This is a genomic window from Kitasatospora sp. NPDC057738 (assembly GCF_042798815.1).
GTDB lineage: Bacteria > Actinomycetota > Actinomycetes > Streptomycetales > Streptomycetaceae > Kitasatospora > Kitasatospora lactacystinica.
Map to the genome: position 1 here is coordinate 1 of NZ_JBHVJT010000093.1, position 16855 is coordinate 16855.

The following is a 16855-nucleotide window of genomic DNA, read 5'->3' on the forward strand; positions in this document are numbered from 1 at the left end:
CGCCCGCGGACCGTGCGTCGCTACCCCCGGCAGTCCTCCAGCAGCCGCAGCCAGACCTCGCTGATCGTCGGGTAGGAGGGCACCGCGTGCCAGAGCCGGTCGATCGGCACCTCGCCGACCACCGCGACGGTGGCCGAGTGCAGCAGTTCGGCCACCCCGGGGCCGACCAGGCAGGCGCCGACGAGCACCTTCCGGTCCAGGTCGAAGACCACCCGGGCCCGGCCGCGGTAGTCGTCGCCGTAGAGCGAGGCCCCGGCGACGGAGCCGATCTCGTGGTCGACGGTCTTCACCCGCAGCCCGGCCGCCTCGGCGGCGGCCCGGGTCAGACCGACGGCGGCGACCTCGGGCTGGGTGAACACCACCTGGGGCGCGCCCGCGAGGTCGGCGGATGCGGCGTGCGCGCCCCAGCGCGAGGTGTCCAGCGGGAGCCCCTGGGCGCGGGCGGCGATCGCCGCGCCGGTGATCCGGGCCTGGTACTTGCCCTGGTGGGTGAGCAGCGCCCGGTGGTTGACGTCCCCGGCGGCGTAGAGCCACTCGCCGTCCACACCGAGCACCGTGCAGCTGTCGTCCACCTCCAGCCAGTCGCCCGGCTTCAGGCCGACCTGCTCCAGCCCGACGTCGGCGGTGCGCGGGGCCCGGCCGGTCGCGTACAGCACCTCGTCGACGGTCAGCGTCCCGCCGCCGTCGAGGGCGAGGGTCACCGGCCCGGAGCCGTCCGCCCGCTCCAGCGCGGTGACCTCGGTGCCGAAGCGGAGGTCCACCCCGGCGGCCCGCAGGCCCTCCGCGACCAGCTCGCCCGCGAACGGCTCCATCCTCGGCAGCAGTCCGTCACCGCGCACCAGCAGCGTCACCTCGGAGCCGAGCGCCCGCCAGGCGGCGGCCATCTCCACCCCGACCACCCCGCCGCCGACCACGGCGAGCCGCCCGGGGACGGTCTGCGAGCCGGTGGCCTCCCGGTTGGTCCACGGGTGGGCCTCGGCGAGCCCCGGCACGTGCGCGGGCAGCACCGGGCGGCTGCCGGTGCACACCACGACGGCGTGCCGGGCGGTGAGCACCCGCTCGCTGCCGTCCTCGGCCTCCACCGTCACCGTCCGCTCCCCGGCCAGCCGGCCGTGGCCGCGGACCAGCTCGATGCCGGTGTCCCGCAGCCACCGCACCTGGCCGTCGTCCTTCCAGTCGGAGGCGAAGGAGTTCCGCCGGGCCAGCACCGCGGCCGGGTCCAGCCGCCGGCCGTCGACCGCCTCCCGGGAGCCGGCCACCGCGCGGGCGTCGGCCAGCGCGGCCACCGGCCGCAGCAGCGCCTTGCTGGGCATGCAGGCCCAGTACGAGCACTCGCCGCCGACCAGCTCGGCCTCCACGATCACGGTGCTCAGCCCGGCGGCGACCGTCCGGTCGGCCACGTTCTCGCCGGTCGGGCCGGCTCCCAGGACGATGACGTCGTACTCCTCGGCGGTGCTGGTCATGCCCTGTCCTCCGTCGTCTCGATGGCCACCCCGGCCCGCACGGCGGGGATGACGGGCGGGTGCTCGCTCCTCGCTCGGGTACGGCGTGGGCCCCATCCTGCCGCTCCGGGCGCGGTTGCGCGACGGTCGGACACGCCGAGGGCGCCGTGGGGCACACCGTTGGGCGCGGACGGGACAGCCCGTCGGCCCGGCGCCGGACGGAACGGGCCGGGCCGACGGGCTCAGAGCGCGGCCAGCTCCGCCAGCAGGGCCGCCGTGTCGGCCGGACGGGAGAACATCGGCCAGTGCCCGGTGGGCAGTTCGCGCAGCTCCCAGTTCGGCCCGGACATCCCGGCGAAGTACGGGTGCCCGGCGGCGATCAGCTCGCGCACCTGGGAGAGCGGGAAGGAGCAGGAGACCAGCGCCTGCGGCAGCGCGGCCCCGGCGCCGGTCAGCCGCAGCCGGTCCCGGAACGCCCCGGCCGGCTGCGCGGTGGCCCGGGAGCGGATGCGCGCGAGGGCGGCCCCGTCCAGCCCCGCCACGCTGGCGCCGTGCTCGGCCAGGTACTCCCAGGACGGCATCGGGAGACGGCCGTCGATCAGCGAGGCCTCGGCCGTCCGCCGGTAGTCGGGCTCCCAGAGGTCCTGGACCGCGGAGCCGTCGATCAGCGGGCCGCTGTCCAGGTAGACCACCCGGCGGATCCGCTCCGGCATCCGGTCCGCGAGCCCGCCCACCGGGGCGCAGGCGCCGCTGTGCGCGACCAGGACGACGTCCGACAGGTCCTCCCGGACCAGCAGTGCGGCGAGGTCGGCGATGTGGTCCTCCAGCCCGAACTCGCCCGTCTCGACGGCGCGTTCGGCCACCCCGGGCAGGCTGACGGCGTACACGCGGTGCCCGGCCGCGCGCAGCGGCTCGGCCACCTCGTCCCAGGCCCAGGCGCCGATCCAGAATCCGGGGACCAGTACGAACGTGCTCATGGGGATCACTCCTTCGTCGGTGGGGATGCCGGGGGAGGCCTCGACGGGCCGGAGGCGTCGAGGGGCCCGTGGGAGGGCTTCGCCCCGCTGGGGCCTCCTCCACCGCCGACTCTAGGATCGGATCCGGACAGAAGTCGCCCGCATTTCCTCCGCGTCGTCCCCGCGCGTCCGGAGGGTGTCCGGACGGCGTCCGGAAGGGGCCGGCGGAAGAGCCGTCCGCAAGGGCGGCACGGAGCCGGCGCGGAGCCGGTTCGGAGCCGGCGGGAGACGGCGAGGAGACGGGAGGAACGCACGGTGGAGCACCCGGTCAGCCGTGTCCTCGCCCTGCTGGAACTGCTCCAGGACCGCCCCGGCCTGACCGGCGCCGAACTGGCCGCCCGGCTCGACGTGGACGAGCGCACCGTCCGCCGCTACGTTTCCCGGCTGGCCGAGCTCGGCATCCCCGTCCAGGCCGACCGGGGCCGCTACGGGGGCTACCGCCTGCGGCCCGGCTACCGGCTGCCGCCGCTGATGCTCAACCCGGAGGAGGCCGTCTCCGTCGTGCTCGGCCTGCTGGCCGGCCGCAGCTCCGGCCTGTCGGTGGGGGAGGAGGCCACCGGGACCGCCCTCGCCAAGATCCAGCGGGTGCTCCCGCCCTCGCTGCGCGACCGGGTCTCCGCCGTCGAGCAGACCCTGGGCCTCACCGCCGTCCCGGCCACCGGCCCGGGCCCGGCCGCCGCAGCGCTGTTCACCCTGGCCGAGGCGGCCCGCCGGCGGCGCCGGGTGCGGCTCGCCTACCGGGACCGCGAGGACCGGCCCAGTGAGCGCGAGTTCGACCCGTACGGGCTGGTCTTCCACTCCGGGCGCTGGTACACCACCGGCCTCGACCACCGGAGCGGCGAGCCGCGCACCTTCCGGCTGGACCGGATCACCCGGGTCGAGCAGGGCGAGGCGGGCTTCGAGCCGCCCGGGGACTTCGACCCGGTCCAGCGGGTGGTGGAGTCACTGGCCGGTGCGCCCTGGCGGCACCGGGTGGAGGTGGAGCTGGCGGTCGGCCTCGCCGAGGCCCGCCGCCGGCTTCCGCCCGCCGTCGGCACGCTCACCGAACTCGCCGAGGACCGCGTGCTGCTGCGGGCCCGGGCGCAGAACCTCGACGGCGTCGCGGTGCTGCTGGCCGGCCTGGGGTGGCCGTTCACCGTCCGGGAGCCCGCCGCGCTGCGCGCCGAGGTGCGGGCGCTCGCGGCCCGGCTCGCCGCCTGGGGCGCCGAACCGGCCTGAGCGGCCGCGGCCGGGTAGGGCGAGGGCCCGGGGAGACGGTGCTCCCCGGGCCCTCGGGCGTCCGGACCGGGCCCGGCCGCGTCCGGATCAGGCCTGGCCGCCGGCCGCCCGCTCCTCGGCGACCTTGCGCTTCACATCGGCCATGTCCAGGTTGCGGGCCTGGTTGATCAGGTCCTCGAACACCGTCTCCGGCAGGGCGCCGGGCTGCGAGAAGACGAGTACGCCCTCGCGGACGATCGCCAGCGTCGGGATCGACTGGACCTCGAACGCGGCGGCCAGCTCGTGCTGCGCCTCGGTGTCCACCTTGGCGAAGACCAGGTCGGGGTGGCGCTCGGCCGCCTTCTCGAACACCGGGGCGAACTGGCGGCACGGCCCGCACCACCCGGCCCAGAAGTCGATGAAGACGAAGTCCTTGCCCTCCGGGCCCGGGACGATGTCGTCGAAGTTCTCCTTGGTCAGCTCGACCGTGCTGCTCATCTCGTGATTCCTTCCCTTCCGGAGGTGGCGGCTCAGACCGTCGCCCGGCACAACGGTGCCGGTCGGCGGCGTATTCCGGGGGAGTCGCGGGGGCTCGGGGAACTCCCGGCGCCGGGGTTGAGCACTCGGCGGCCACCACCCGTACAGAAGGGTGTCCGGTCCGTCCCGACCCCTTCCCCCGCGGGAGGCACCCCATGCCCTCCACACTCCGCACCCGCCGGACCCTGGCCCTGACCGCCTCCGGCATCGCGGCCGCCGCCCTGATCGCCGGCTGCGGGTCGTCCGGCGGCTCGTCGCACCCGTCGAGCAGCCCGAGCGCCCCGGCGAGCGTCACCGTGCGGACCGCCCAGGACCCGAAGCTGGGCACGATCGTCACCGACAGCGCCGGCTTCACGCTCTACCGCTTCGACCAGGACCGGAACAGCCCGCCGGAGTCCTCCTGCAACGGCAGCTGCGCCGTCATCTGGCCGCCCGAGCACGCCAACGGCAACGTCACGGTGAAGGGCATCGACAGCAAGCTGGTCGGCACGGTCACCCGCGCCGACGGCACCGAGCAGGTCACCCTGAACGGCTGGCCGGCCTACCGCTACTCGCCGGACACCAAGCCCGGCGACACCAAGGGCCAGGGCGTCGGCGGCACCTGGTTCGCGCTGACCCCGAGCGGCGGCAGGGCGGGCACCGCGGCCGGTTCCCCGCAGATGCCCGCCACCCCGGCGCCCAGCACGCCGGCGCCCAGCAACCCGATGCCCAGCACCCCGGGCTACTGACCGGTCCCGACCGCCCTCGACCGGGAGGCCCGGGTGCGCAACGATGAAGTGGTGACCGAGGAGCACCCCGTCGGACGCGCCGGCGGCCGCGGTACGGGGGCGCCGGACGAGGAGTTGATGCGCGCCCTCTACCGGGAGCACGCCGGTCCGCTGTTCGGGTTCGTGCTCCACCTGGTCGCCGGGGACCGGCAGCGGGCCGAGGACGTGGTGCAGGAGACGCTGGTCCGTGCCTGGCGCAACATCCACCGGCTCGACCCGGAGGCCGGCTCGCTGCGGCCCTGGCTGGTCACGGTCGCCCGGCGGATCGTGATCGACGGTCACCGCAGCGCCATGGCCCGGCCGCGGGAGGTGGACGCCGCGGTGCTGGAGCAGCTGCCCGCCGAGGACGAGACCGACCGGGCCCTGCGGATGATGACCGTCGCGGACGCACTGGCCGACCTCTCGCCCGCGCACCGGGAGATCATCGTCGAGACCTACCTGAAGGGCCGTACGGCCGTCGAGGCGGCCGCCGAACTCGGCATCCCGGCCGGGACGGTGCGCTCGCGGGTGTTCTACGCGCTGCGCTCGCTCAGGCTCGCGCTGGAGGAACGGGGAGTGACATCGTGACCGGACACCCCGACCCGGACCCCGACCGGACGCCCGGCGGCGGCCCGGAGCACGCGGACGTCGGCGCGTACGTCCTCGGCCTGCTGGAGCCCGCCGAGCGCACCGCCTTCGAACAGCACCTCGCCGACTGCCCGCAGTGCGCCGAGCAGGTGGCCGAACTCGGCCCCGTGGAACCGCTGTTGGCCGAGTACTCGGCCACCGTGCGGGCGGCCGGAACGGACCCGGCCGGCCCCGCCCCGCAACCGGGCCCGCAGCTGCTGGACCGCCTGGTCGCCGAGGTCGGCGCCACCCGGCGGCGGGGCCGGATCCGGCGACTGGTGCTGGCCCTGGCCGCGACCGCGATGGTCGCGGCCGGCCCCGCCGTCACCGCCGCGGTGCTCACCGCCGAGCACGCGCCCGCCGTGGTCGCGGTGGCCGAGCAGTTCAGCGCCACCGACCCGAGCACCGGCGCGCACGCCACCGTCGGCCTGGACGGCGCCACCTGGGGCACCCGGGTGAGCCTGCAACTCTCCGGCGTCCAAGGCCCGTTGACGTGCCGGCTGGTCGCCGTCTCGCGCACCGGCGAGCAGCAGACGGTCACCAGCTGGTCCGTCCCCGCGAGCGGCTACGGGGGCGGGGACGGCACCGTGCGCACCACCGGCGGGGCGGCCCTCCAGCCCGGGGACATCGACCACTTCGAGGTCCGGGTCCAGGACAGCGGCGCGCTACTGGTCGCGGTCCCGGCGCACCACACCTGACTCCAGGTCGACCGTGTACGACTCCAGCCGCTCCACCCGGGCCGTGCCCCGCACGCCCGGCCAGTGCGGGCTCGGCTCGCCGGTGCCGGTCATGTGCTCCCGCCGCCAGGTCCGGCTCCAGCCGACCCGCAGCGAGGGCTCGAAGCTGTGCCACCGCTCGCAGCCGCAGGGGGTCAGCACCCGGGCGCAGCCGCGGCAGAGTTCGGCGCGGCCGTGCCCGGTCGGGATCCCCACCGGCGGGCCCTGCTCCCCGCAGGCCGGACAGCCGGGCAGTTCGACGCCGTCCAGCAGCGCGTGCTGCCGCCGGACGTAGTCGGGCAGCCGCAGCGGCGGGTGCAGGAACGGGTCGTGCTCCCAGGCCGCGTTCGGCGATCCCCACCAGCGTTGGTGCCACCACGCCGTCTCCGGCGCCCGCCGCCGCCCGGCCCGCTTCTGCGCCCGGCGCCGCGCCGCGTACTCCTCGGCCCGGGCCCGCCACAGCTCGCGCGCCTCGTGCAGCTCGTCCACCGCGCGGACCAGCGACTCCGGGTCGGCCTCCAGGAAGCGCGGCATCCGGGCGCTGACGGTGAGGTGGTGGTACGTCGCCCGCAGGCCGTACGGCGCGAAGCGGGTCAGACAGGTGCGCAGCGCGCTGTGCCGCCGGTACGGCGGGAGCGCGGCGTCGTGCACCCGGGCCCGGTGGGTGTGGAAGCTGGTCATGACGGAAGCTCCGGGGCCGGCTCCGGGGCCGGTTCCAGGTCCAGTGCCCGGGCGAGCGCGGCGGTGACGGCGGCGGCGTGCTCGGGCAGCTGCTGCCCGGCCCAGCGCGCGGCCAGGGCGAGGAAGTCCCGCAGGTCCCGCTCGACTCCGGCGAGCAGCCGGCGCAGTTCGTCCACCGGCAGCTCGATCACCGGGCCCTCGCCGTTCTCGGCGTTCTCGGCGTTCCGGGTCAGCCGGACGACCCGGCCGACGCACTCGGCCCGGGCGTCGGGGTCGTGCCCGAACCAGGCCGTGCCGGAGCCGTCCGTGACGTTCAGCCACTCGCGCCAGTCCTCCAGGCCGTTGCAGCAGCCCGGTTCGAAGACGGCGCCGGTGGCGGAGTCGGTCACCACCAGGCCGCCGGGGGCGTACGGGTGCGACTCGGTGATCAGCCCGTGCAGGAAGCCGCCCAGCGGGTCCGCCGGGCGCGGCCCGCGCTCCTCGGCCGGCTCGGACTCGGGCTCGACGTCGTTGCAGTCGGCCAGCCGCCACACCGCCGTACCGACCTCGGCCGCCGTGAGCCGCCCGTTCAGCGTGAGGCTCCCGTACGGCTCATGGCTGCCCGTCGGCCAGAGCGCGAAGCCGTCGGGGGCGAAGATCTCCAGGACCGGTCGTATCGACATCATCCGCCGATCATCCCGAACGGACCACCGCCCCGACGAGCGGATTTACCTGCGGGCCGCCCGCCGTCGGGCCGGCCCGCGCCGTGCTCCGGGTCGGTGCGCGTGCGCAGTGGTGGGTGAAGGTGCGTCGGGTGAGCGGGGGCGGCCGGTGCTCAGCCGGCCCGGGCCGCGATCCGGGCCAGGACGCGGCCGCAGTGGCGGGCGAAGGCGCGTTGGGCGAGGGGGAGCAGGGGGCCGGCGAGCCGGGCGTACCGGGCGACCGGTCGGCTGAAGGCGGTGACGGAGAACCGGACCCCGCCGTCCGGGGTCAGCTCGACCAGGAAGGTCTCCTCGCCCCGGGCCAGGTGCCCGGTCCTGGTCCCGTAGGAAGCCGTACCGGTCCGGGCCGTCGACCGCGGCCAGCACCCGGTTGGGGGCGCCGGCCCGCAGCGGGCCGAGGCCGATGGCGCACCGCACGGCGACGCCGGGGGCGGCCCGGTCGGCCGCCGCGTCGATCCGGACGCCCGCGAGCCGGTGCATCCGCCAGTCGAGCAGGGCGGCGCCGGCGGCCTCCAGCGCGGGGCGGCCGTGGCCGATGAGGGCGCTGTGCCGCAGGTGGTTGTAGCCGGCGGGCAGCTCGCCGGTGCGGCTGGCGCCCTGCTCGGGGTAGCTGTAGTCGTTCATCGAGCGGTCTCCGTGACGGCGGTCCCGGCCGCTGCGGTCCGGTCCATGGCGGTCCGTTCCGCGGCAGTGCGGTCCATGGCGGTGCGGCCCGCGGCGGTCCGATCGGCCGCGATCCGGCGCCAGGCGAGCAGGGCGCAGAGCGCGAAGCCGAGCGCGTTTCCGACGCCGTGGGTGGCGGCCATCCAGGTCAGGGTCGGGTGGGGGAGTCCGGCCGCCCGGCCGAGTGCCCACCAGAGGGCGAGCAGCATGGTGAGCGCGAGGACGGCCGAGGAGGCGGCGAGCAGCCGGGCGGTGACGGGATCGCCGCTGCGGGGCCGCAGTTCGCGCCAGGTGACCAGGCCGACCAGCCACATTCCGGTGGTCAATACGGCGGCCCCGGCGAACTGCCACCAGTTGCCGAGGAAGTATCCGGCCAGCACCAGCAGGGTGCCCGCCGGGACGCTGAGCGCCGCGCAGCGGGCCGCGGCCGAGCCCGGGCGGGCGGCGCGGCAGACCAGTCCGGCGACCAGGGCGGCGGTGAACCCGGCGTAGTGGAAGTGCGGCACGGTGAGCGCCAGGATGTGCGGTTCGAAGCCGAACAGCGGGTACCCGGAGCGTTCGGCGACGAGGGCGACCCCGGCCACCGAGGGCGCGGCGAGCGCGGTGAGCACCGCGATCTCGGCGGGCGCGAGCGAGCGGGTGCGGGCCAGCCGCAGCGGCGCGTGCAGGGCGACGGCCAGGGTGCCGAGCGCGTAGAGCAGGGCGCAGCCGGTGGCCGGACCGCCGCGGGGCAGCCAGAGCGAGAGCGCGCCGGGTACGGCGGCGAGCGGCCAGAGCCGGCGGATCCGGGTGAGCCCGGGCTCGTCGACGAGGGCGAGGCCGAGCGGGACGACGGCGCCCATGCCGAGCAGGATCAGCAGGTCGACCAGCTCCGTGGTGCCCTTTCCCATCGCGGGCACACCCCCTTGAACGTGTTCAAATAGCTTGCGCCGCCGACTCTACGCGGCCGAGTTGAACGCGTTCAACTCGGCCCCGAATGTCGCCCCCGTCGGGCTGGCCTGGTGTTCACGGTGGGTGCGGCGCACTCTGGAGGAGTAACCGATGGAGGTGATCCGCCATGCAGACTCTGGTCGGTTGGCACATCGAGATGGAGTTCCGCGAAGAGGGGCCGCGGACCAGCGCCGCCGCACTGCTGCGGCTCGGCGACGGGAGCGAACTGCGCGCCCACGGCTACAGCAGCCGCCACCCCTCCGACCCGGAACAGCTGAGGGTCGGTGAGGAGATCGCGGGGGCCCGCGCGCTCAACGAGCTCGCCTCGCAGCTGCTCACCAAGGCCCACGGCGAGATCCAGGAGGTCAGCCCGGTCCCGACGCACCCGCTGTCCTGACTTCCGGCCCGCAGGCCCCGGCTCGCAGGCCCCGGGCCCGTCCCGGCGTCCCCCGACGCCCTGCCCGCCGCCGTGACCTCCCACCCGCCGTCGTGAACGGCTTCGGAAGCGCCGAGCGCCGGGGCCGCCCCTTTCCGGGGCCCCGGCACTCGATGGGGATCGGCGGTCCGTCAGCCGACGCGGCCCGTCAGTTGACGCAGTAGCCGTTCGGCGGCTGCCAGTCCGGACCGACCAGCCGCTGTTCCAGTTCGTTCAGCGTGATCCGGATGCCGACCGTCCCGGCCAGCCCCACCCGGAACCGGCTGCGGGCCAGCACGACCAGCGCCGTCAGGCCGTACTTGTTGATCAGCGAGGTGCGGTAGCGGGCGGTGTCGTCGGCGTCGCAGAGCCGCGCCCGGGCGGGGACCGGGCGGCCGGTGGGGCGCCCGTGGGCGTCGCAGGGGCCGATCAGCACCCGGGGGTGGCGGCGGATCCGTTCGGCCTCGCCGGAGTGGGCCGGGGCCCAGACCCCGAGGGCCGTGCCGTCGGGCACCACCCAGAGCTGCGATTCCATCCGGCTGCCGTCCTCGTCGAAGGTGGTGAGCAGGAGGTACTTGCTGTCGGCGAGCCGGTCGGTTCGGTGGTGCACCTGTCCTCCCTGTGCCATCGGGGGGTGCGGGTCAGTGCCCGTGGCCCTCGGTGATCTCGCGGAACTCCTCGGCGGTGGGCTTGGGGATCCGGCTGCCCTCGCCGTGGAACCCGCGGGAGAGCCGGGTCCGGGTGCGGGTGAGCACACCGGCCGGGCGGGCCACTCCATTCTCGTCCACCGGGGCGGGCAGTTCGAGGGGGCGGGGCTGTTCGTGCGCCGTGAGCCGGTGCAGTTCCCGCGGCGAGAGCCGGGCGTGCACCTCGGTGAACTCGCCGTGCGGCAGGCGCTTGACGACGCCGGTCTCGCGCCCGTGCAGCACCTTGTCGCGGTCCCGGCGCTGGAGGCCCAGGCACCAGCGCTTGGTGATGACGAAGACGGCGACCGGGACGGCGAAGAAGCCGACGCGGGCGGCGTAGGTGATGGAGTTGAGCGACAGGTGCAGGTGGGTGGCGATCAGGTCGTTGCCGCCGGCCACCAGCGCCACCAGGTAGACGCTGATCCAGGCGGCGCCGAGCGCGGTGCGGACGGGCGCGTTGCGCGGCCGGTCGAGCAGGTGGTGCTCCCGCTTGTCGTCGGTCACCCAGCCCTCCAGGAACGGGTAGGCGGCGATGGCGCCCAGGACCAGCGGGAACAGCGCGAACGGGATGAGCACCCCGAGATTGAGGGTGTGCCCCCACAGCCCGACCTCCCAGCCGGGCATGATCCGGATCAGGCCTTCGGCGAAGCCCATGTACCAGTCGGGCTGGGCGTCGGTGGAGACCTGGTCCGGCCGGTACGGGCCGTACGCCCAGATCGGGTTGACGGTCGCGATCGCGGCCACCAGCGCGGTGATGCCGAAGACCAGGAAGAAGAACCCGCCGGCCTTGGCCAGGTAGACCGGCATCAGCGGCATGCCGACGACGTTCTTCTCGGTCCTGCCGGGGCCCGCCCACTGGGTGTGCTTGTGGTAGAAGACCAGGATCAGGTGCGCCACCAGCAGGCCGAGCATGATGCCCGGGATCAGCAGCACGTGGATGGTGAAGAAGCGCGGCACGATGTCGTGGCCGGGGAACTCGCCGCCGAACAGGAACATCTGGATGTACGTGCCGACCAGCGGGACGGCGAGGATCGAGCCCTCGATGAACCGGATGCCGGTGCCGGAGAGCAGGTCGTCCGGGAGCGAGTAGCCGAAGAAGCCGTCCAGCATGCCGAGGAAGAGCAGCAGGAAGCCGAAGACCCAGTTGATCTCGCGCGGCTTGCGGAACGCGCCGGTGAAGAACACCCGCATCATGTGGACGAACATGGCGGCGACGAAGACGATCGCCGCCCAGTGGTGGATCTGGCGGATCAGCAGACCGCCGCGGACCTCGAAGCTGATGTCCACCGTGGAGGCGTAGGCCTCCGACATCGGGACGCCCTTGAGCGGGACGTACGAGCCCGCGTAGACCACCTCGCCCATGCTGGGCTTGAAGAACAGCGTCAGCCAGACACCGGTCAGGATGATGATCAGGAAGGTGTAGAGGCAGATCTCGCCCAGCATGAAGGACCAGTGGTCCGGGAAGATCTTCCGCAGGTTCGCCCTGGCCAGGGAGTGGATCCCCAGCCGGCCGTCCGCCCAGTCGGCGGCCCGCTGCCCCCGCCCAGGGCTCTGATTCCGGGTCATGTGCACGCACCTCGGTCCGAAGGAAACGGGGAGGAGTCCCCGATTCGCACTGGGGGCCACCATAATCGGGGAGTGATCCCCACTTCCACCCCGGGGTCCTTGGCGGCTCCCCGGACCCCTTCGGGGCTTCGGCCCCGGTCACCTGGCTCCGCGGCCCCCGGTCACCCGGCCCCCGGTCACCTGGCTCCGCGGCCCCGAACGGCGAGCGGCCCGCCCGGTGTCCTGGAGGACACCGGACGGGCCGCGTACGCACCCGAGCAAACCCCCGGCCGTCAGTGCACCAGCACCGGCACCTCGTTCTCCTTCGCCGCGCCCGTGTCCGAGCCCGCCGCGGCACCCGGCCGGCCGGCGTTGACGAAGGTGAAGGCGACCGCGGCGGCCGCCACCAGGATCCCGAAGGACACCCAGATCGCGGTCGAGAAGCCGTGCACCATGCCCTGGAACTGGAACGCCTTGGCGGCGTCCGGCGAGGTGGCCGCCGCGGTGGCGTGCGCGGCCAGCCATCCGGTGGTCGCGCTGGCCGCGATGGTGTTCAGCAGCGCGGTGCCGATGGCGCCGCCGACCTGCTGCGAGGTGTTGACCATGGCCGAGGCCACGCCCGCGTCGCGCGGCTGGACGCCGTGGGTGGCGAGGCTCATGGCCGGCATGAACGCGGTGCCCATGCCGAGGCCCATCAGGACCAGGCCGGGCAGGATCAGCGCCGGGTACGAGGTGTCCACGCCGATGTGGGCCAGCAGGAACATGCCGACCGAGGCGACCAGGAAGCCGGGCGCCATCAGGTAGCGCGCGGGGACCCTGGTCATCAGCCGGGCGCCGATCTGGGTCGAGCCGGTGATCATGCCCGCCACCATCGGCAGGAAGGCGACGCCGGTCAGAACCGGGCTGTAGCCGAGCACGATCTGCAGGTAGTAGGTCAGGAAGAGGAACAGACCGAACATGCCGATCACGGCCATGCCCAGCGACAGGTACACCCCGCCGCGGTTGCGGTCGAGCACCACGCGCAGCGGCAGCAGCGGGGCCTTGACCCGGCGCTCCACCAGCACGAAGGCGGTCAGCAGCACGGCGGCCGCGATGAACAGCCCGATGGTGCTGCCGGACGACCAGCCGTCGGACTCGGCGCGGGTGAAGCCGTAGACCAGCGCGACCAGACCGGTGGTCACCAGCAGCACGCCGGGGACGTCCAGCCGGTTGCGGTTGCGGCCCTCGGCGGGCTCGCGGATCACCAGCACGGCGCCCGCGGCGGCCACGATGGCGAACGGGATGTTGACGAAGAAGGTCCAGCGCCAGTTCATGTACTCGGTGAGCAGGCCGCCGAGGATCAGACCGATGGCGCCGCCGCCACCGGCGATCGCGCCGTAGATGCCGAAGGCCTTGGCGCGCTCACGCGCCTCGGTGAAGCTCACCGCGAGCAGCGACAGCGCGGCCGGCGCGAGCAGCGCGCCGAACACGCCCTGGAGCGCGCGGGCGCCGAGCAGCATCGCGGTGTTGGCCGCGGCGCCGCCGAGCGCGGAGGCGAGGGCGAAGCCGGTCAGGCCGACGATGAAGGTCCGCTTGCGGCCCCAGAGGTCCGCGATCCGGCCGCCGAACAGCAGCAGGCCGCCGAAGGCCAGCGCGTAGGCGGTGATCACCCACTGGCGGTTTCCGTCGGAGATGCCCAGGTCGCGCTGCGCGGACGGCAGGGCGATGTTCACGATGGTGGCGTCGAGGACGACCATCAGCTGGGCGAGCCCGATGAATATCAGGGCCTTCCAGCGCCGGGGATCGGGCAGCGTCGCCGGTCGGGCGTCGGTTTGAGGCATGGGGGTACTCACTTCACGGTGCGTGTGGTGTGCGTGAACGGTCGAATGCCGTACGGGAACGGCGGGTTGCCGCACGGGGAAGGTGCGGTGAAAGGGTGTGCCGGGGCGCGACAGGGCGCCGTCGGGCGGTCGGTACTGGTGGTCGGGTCAGTTCTGGGGCTGGAAGTCCTCGAAGGTCGCGGCCCGGCCGGGCAGCACCGAAGCGGCCGGCGCGCGCAGACCGTCCAGGAAGATCTGCAGGTGCCGGTGGACGAAGTCGTCGAGCAGTCGGCAGGCGGTGTTCGGCAGTGGCCGGGTCAGCTGGCTCATCGCGATGAACAGGTCACCGTGGTCGACGTCCGACCGTAGCTCGCCCGCGGCCCGGGCGCGCTCCATCAGCCCGCCCACGGCGGCCTGCAGGCGCTCCCGGATCTCGGTCAACTCCGGGTCGAACGGGTCGACATGGTTGCTGAACAGGGTGCAGAGACCGCCGACCTTCTCCCCGACGGACGCGTGCGCGAACCGCTGGAGGGCGTCGAACGGGCCGCCGCCGTCAGGAGCGTCCGCCTCGGCCGTCGCCGTCTCGGCGAGGGCCAGGATGCGGTTCTTGACGAGCACCGCCACCTCGTGGATCAGCGCCACCCGGTCCGGGAAGTTCCGGTACAGCGTGGCATTGCCGACCCCCGCCCGCTTCGCGATCTCGTCCAGCGGTGCGTCCGCACCGTGCTCGACGAACGCGTCCCGGGCCGCCAGCACGATCCGCTCCCGGTTCCGGCTCGCGTCCGCACGCAACTTCGGCGTGCGCGCGCTCCCGGCGGGACGGACCGACTCGGCGGTGGTGGTCACGACGACTGCTCCTCATCAGGATACCGGGGAAATTCTCCCCGCTTCTTCCAACGTACTCGCAAACGGGGAATCCGTCCCCGGAATTTCCGCCCCCCATGTGACCTGCGTCATACGAGGGGCGCCTCGGCCGGCTGGGCCGTGATCGGAGCCGAGCGGCCCGTAACCACCCGCCGGGGACCTCGTTGCCCCGAAGGGCGTCCAGGAGGAGGAGGAGGGGCCCGTGGCTGCGATCTCCGAGCGCCCGCAGATTCTGCCCGAGCAGTTCGAGGAGTTCGCCCGTCACCTGGGTCGGACGGTCGAGGGCATCCAGTTGGAGCTCAGCAACGGGAAGTTGGGGATCAAACCCGCGCCGGACGGCGACCACGGCCGCATCATCCAGTGGCTTCTGCGGATCTGCATCCAGGCCCGGCCGGAGCTCTATCTGCATGATCAAGGCCTGAGGCTCGACGGCTACCGGGACGGGCGTGCTCGCCCCGACGGCACGCTCGCCGACGCCGACGCATTCGTCGGGTACGGGGACTGGGCGCCGACCGGCGCAGTCCTGATGGTCGCGGAGGTCACCTCCTACGACTCCGACGCCGACCGTCGTGCTCGCGTGGAGAAGCCCCGGGCCTATGCCGAGGCCGGCATCCCGGTCTACCTCCTGATCGACCGGGACTCCGCTGAGGTCGTCGTCCACAGCCGGCCCGACGGCGTCCGCTACGAGACGGTCCACACCCTCCCCTTCGGCAAGGCCGTCCAGCTGCCCGACCCGGTGGGCATCTCCCTGGACACCGAGCCCCTCAAGAACTGGGTGCGCTGATCCCGGGCATGGCGTCCCCGGGGCGGTGCGGGTGGCGGCCTAGGCTGTGGGCGTCCCGGGCGGCCGGTGGGTCGTCGGAGCCGGGAGGGGCCCGGCGGTCGGGTGGGCAGAGGAGGTTCGCGATGGGCAGCGGTGAGACGGCCGCCAGGGTGCGCTGTGTGGCGGCCGTACCGTGCTGGGTGAGCCTGATGGCCCGGGACCTGGACGACGCCGAGGAGTTCTACGGGCCCCTGCTCGGCTGGGAGTTCGAGCCCGGGCCGGACCGTTTCGGCCCGTACGTGCACGCGGTGACCGGCGGGGAGGCGGTGGCCGGGCTGGGCGTCGCCGGCTTCGGGGCGATCCCGGTCGCGTGGACCAGCTACTTCGGGACGGAGAGCGCCGACGCCGCCGCCGACGCGGTGCGCGAGCGCGGCGCGACGCTGGCGGTCGGCCCGCTGACCTTCGACGCCGGACGGGTGGCCTTCGCGGCGGACCCGGCGGGCGCGGTGTTCGGCATCTGGGAGGGCCCGCCGGGCCGGGCCCGGAAGCTGGACGTGCCCGGCGCGCCGGTCTGGATCGAGCTGCGCACCCCGGACCCGTTCGCGGCGGCACTGTTCTACGGCGAGGTGTTCCGCTGGGACGGCCGGGACCCGGAGCGCTTCGACGTCCGCTGGGAGCACGACCGGGTGGTGCTGCGCGCCGAGGGCCACAGCGTCGCGGCGCTGGCCAAGGAGCAGGCGGGCGGCCCGGCCGGGATGCCGCCGCACTGGGAGGTGTCCTTCGCCGTCCCGGACACCGACCGGGCGCTGGCCCGGGCCGTGGAGCTGGGCGGCGGCGCGCTCGGGCCGGTCTTCGACTCCCCGTACGGGCGGGTGGCCCGGCTGCGGGACCGCGAGGGCGCCCGGTTCGCGGTGATCGGCCCGAAGGACTGACCGGAGCCGGGGAGCCGATCGTCCCGAAGGACTGATCGGCCCGGGGCCCGATCAGCCGGGGGCGTCCAGCTCGGCCCGGTCCGCCCGCAGCCGGTCGCCCAGAGCGGTGCGGGCCGCCGCCGGCAGGGCCTTGCGGGCGGCGGGGAAGAGTTGCTCCTCCTCGTCGCGCAGATGCCGGCGCAGGGTTTCGGCGAGGCCGCGCAGCAGGGTGCCGAGGGCCGGGTCGGCGGGTCCGAGCCCCTGGAGGTCGGCGAGGTACTGCCCGATCGCCAGGTGGTCGTGGATGCTGCGGAAGACCAGCGCCCCGCCGTCGGGCACGTCGTGCTGCACCACGGGGAAGAGGTGCTCCTCCTCGGCGGCGCAGTGGGTGAACAGCAGGTCGGTCAGCCGGGCGAGCAGCTCGCCGCGCCCGGGGTCGTCGGCCGGTGCGGCCTCGATCCGGTCGAGCAGCTCGATCGCCGCCCGGTGGTCGGCGGTGAACTCGCCGAGGATGTCAGGCCTGCGGCTCATGCCCCGCCCGCCTCTCGCACGGAAGACTTCCCCCGTCGCCTTCCAGTATCCGGCGCCGGCCCGTTCACCCGGAGGCGCGCCCGTT

The 16855-nt window shown here is 74.5% G+C and carries 18 protein-coding genes and 1 pseudogene; 7 read left to right on the forward strand and 12 right to left on the reverse strand.

Annotated features, from left to right (window positions below):
- Positions 1-20: 20 nt before the first annotated feature.
- Positions 21-1463, reverse strand: coding sequence for an NAD(P)/FAD-dependent oxidoreductase (locus ACFVGO_RS34900; RefSeq protein WP_359900166.1), 1443 nt, complete (start codon positions 1461-1463; stop codon positions 21-23).
- Positions 1464-1684: 221 nt separating this feature from the next.
- Complete coding sequence (locus ACFVGO_RS34905; protein ID WP_380349426.1) at positions 1685-2419, reverse strand: alpha/beta fold hydrolase; 735 nt, start codon at positions 2417-2419, stop codon at positions 1685-1687.
- 294 nt (positions 2420-2713) lie between these two features.
- Between ACFVGO_RS34905 and ACFVGO_RS34910 the strand changes: the two genes are divergently transcribed.
- The gene (locus ACFVGO_RS34910) at positions 2714-3676 is read left to right on the forward strand and encodes a helix-turn-helix transcriptional regulator (RefSeq protein WP_380636142.1); all 963 of its coding nucleotides are present in this window, start codon (positions 2714-2716) and stop codon (positions 3674-3676) included.
- Positions 3677-3763: 87 nt separating this feature from the next.
- On the opposite strand, the gene ACFVGO_RS34915 is transcribed toward ACFVGO_RS34910, so the two are convergent.
- Positions 3764-4153 carry a thioredoxin domain-containing protein gene (locus tag ACFVGO_RS34915; RefSeq protein ID WP_359900171.1) on the reverse strand — a complete coding sequence of 130 codons (390 nt, stop codon included), beginning with the start codon at positions 4151-4153 and terminating at the stop codon, positions 3764-3766.
- Between the two features lie 194 nt (positions 4154-4347).
- On the opposite strand from ACFVGO_RS34915, the gene ACFVGO_RS34920 reads away from it, so the two are divergent.
- The 3 genes from ACFVGO_RS34920 to ACFVGO_RS34930 are packed head-to-tail and all read left to right on the forward strand — an operon-like array spanning position 4348 to position 6263.
- Positions 4348-4920, forward strand: coding sequence for a hypothetical protein (locus tag ACFVGO_RS34920; RefSeq protein WP_359900173.1), 573 nt, complete (start codon positions 4348-4350; stop codon positions 4918-4920).
- A gap of 33 nt (positions 4921-4953) precedes the next feature.
- Positions 4954-5526: a sigma-70 family RNA polymerase sigma factor gene (locus tag ACFVGO_RS34925; protein ID WP_380349420.1), complete on the forward strand. Its 573-nt coding sequence runs from the start codon at positions 4954-4956 to the stop codon at positions 5524-5526.
- Complete coding sequence (locus tag ACFVGO_RS34930; protein WP_359900175.1) at positions 5523-6263, forward strand: zf-HC2 domain-containing protein; 741 nt, start codon at positions 5523-5525, stop codon at positions 6261-6263. The genes ACFVGO_RS34925 and ACFVGO_RS34930 overlap by 4 nt, the downstream gene beginning before the upstream one ends.
- Here the strand turns inward: ACFVGO_RS34930 and ACFVGO_RS34935 are convergent.
- From ACFVGO_RS34935 to ACFVGO_RS34950, 4 genes and pseudogenes are all read right to left on the reverse strand, one after another.
- The gene (locus ACFVGO_RS34935) at positions 6231-6962 is read right to left on the reverse strand and encodes a hypothetical protein (RefSeq protein ID WP_380636145.1); all 732 of its coding nucleotides are present in this window, start codon (positions 6960-6962) and stop codon (positions 6231-6233) included. The genes ACFVGO_RS34930 and ACFVGO_RS34935 overlap by 33 nt on opposite strands.
- Positions 6959-7627, reverse strand: coding sequence for a hypothetical protein (locus ACFVGO_RS34940; protein ID WP_380636146.1), 669 nt, complete (start codon positions 7625-7627; stop codon positions 6959-6961). The genes ACFVGO_RS34935 and ACFVGO_RS34940 overlap by 4 nt, the downstream gene beginning before the upstream one ends.
- A gap of 149 nt (positions 7628-7776) precedes the next feature.
- Positions 7777-8287 (reverse strand): annotated as a pseudogene (locus ACFVGO_RS34945) (DUF1990 family protein).
- Complete coding sequence (locus ACFVGO_RS34950) at positions 8284-9216, reverse strand: YndJ family protein (RefSeq protein WP_380636147.1); 933 nt, start codon at positions 9214-9216, stop codon at positions 8284-8286. The pseudogene ACFVGO_RS34945 and the gene ACFVGO_RS34950 overlap by 4 nt, the downstream one beginning before the upstream one ends.
- A 167-nt stretch (positions 9217-9383) precedes the next feature.
- On the opposite strand from ACFVGO_RS34950, the gene ACFVGO_RS34955 reads away from it, so the two are divergent.
- A complete protein-coding gene (locus ACFVGO_RS34955) occupies positions 9384-9653 on the forward strand; it encodes a DUF1876 domain-containing protein (protein WP_359900185.1) in 270 nt (89 codons plus the stop codon).
- A gap of 187 nt (positions 9654-9840) precedes the next feature.
- Here ACFVGO_RS34955 and ACFVGO_RS34960 read toward each other — a convergent pair whose 3' ends face one another.
- The 4 genes from ACFVGO_RS34960 to ACFVGO_RS34975 all read right to left on the reverse strand — a co-directional run bounded on the left by ACFVGO_RS34960 (position 9841) and on the right by ACFVGO_RS34975 (position 14547).
- Positions 9841-10281 carry a PPOX class F420-dependent oxidoreductase gene (locus ACFVGO_RS34960; RefSeq protein ID WP_380636148.1) on the reverse strand — a complete coding sequence of 147 codons (441 nt, stop codon included), beginning with the start codon at positions 10279-10281 and terminating at the stop codon, positions 9841-9843.
- 31 nt (positions 10282-10312) lie between these two features.
- Positions 10313-11923 carry a cytochrome bc complex cytochrome b subunit gene (locus tag ACFVGO_RS34965; RefSeq protein WP_380636150.1) on the reverse strand — a complete coding sequence of 537 codons (1611 nt, stop codon included), beginning with the start codon at positions 11921-11923 and terminating at the stop codon, positions 10313-10315.
- Positions 11924-12195: 272 nt separating this feature from the next.
- Entirely contained in the window at positions 12196-13722 is a 1527-nt protein-coding gene (locus ACFVGO_RS34970; protein ID WP_380636152.1) for an MFS transporter, read from the reverse strand.
- A 147-nt stretch (positions 13723-13869) separates the two neighbouring features.
- Positions 13870-14547, reverse strand: coding sequence for a TetR/AcrR family transcriptional regulator (locus ACFVGO_RS34975; protein WP_359912386.1), 678 nt, complete (start codon positions 14545-14547; stop codon positions 13870-13872).
- Positions 14548-14767: 220 nt separating this feature from the next.
- Here ACFVGO_RS34975 and ACFVGO_RS34980 point away from each other — a divergent pair, with 220 nt between their 5' ends.
- Together ACFVGO_RS34980 and ACFVGO_RS34985 are read left to right on the forward strand one after the other, a co-directional pair.
- The gene (locus tag ACFVGO_RS34980; RefSeq protein WP_380636154.1) at positions 14768-15349 is read left to right on the forward strand and encodes a Uma2 family endonuclease; all 582 of its coding nucleotides are present in this window, start codon (positions 14768-14770) and stop codon (positions 15347-15349) included.
- Positions 15350-15471: 122 nt separating this feature from the next.
- Positions 15472-16260, forward strand: a complete 789-nt coding sequence (locus tag ACFVGO_RS34985) for a VOC family protein (protein WP_359912392.1) — start codon at positions 15472-15474, stop codon at positions 16258-16260.
- A gap of 51 nt (positions 16261-16311) precedes the next feature.
- Here ACFVGO_RS34985 and ACFVGO_RS34990 read toward each other — a convergent pair whose 3' ends face one another.
- A complete protein-coding gene (locus tag ACFVGO_RS34990; RefSeq protein WP_380349401.1) occupies positions 16312-16770 on the reverse strand; it encodes a hemerythrin domain-containing protein in 459 nt (152 codons plus the stop codon).
- Positions 16771-16855: the final 85 nt, after the last annotated feature.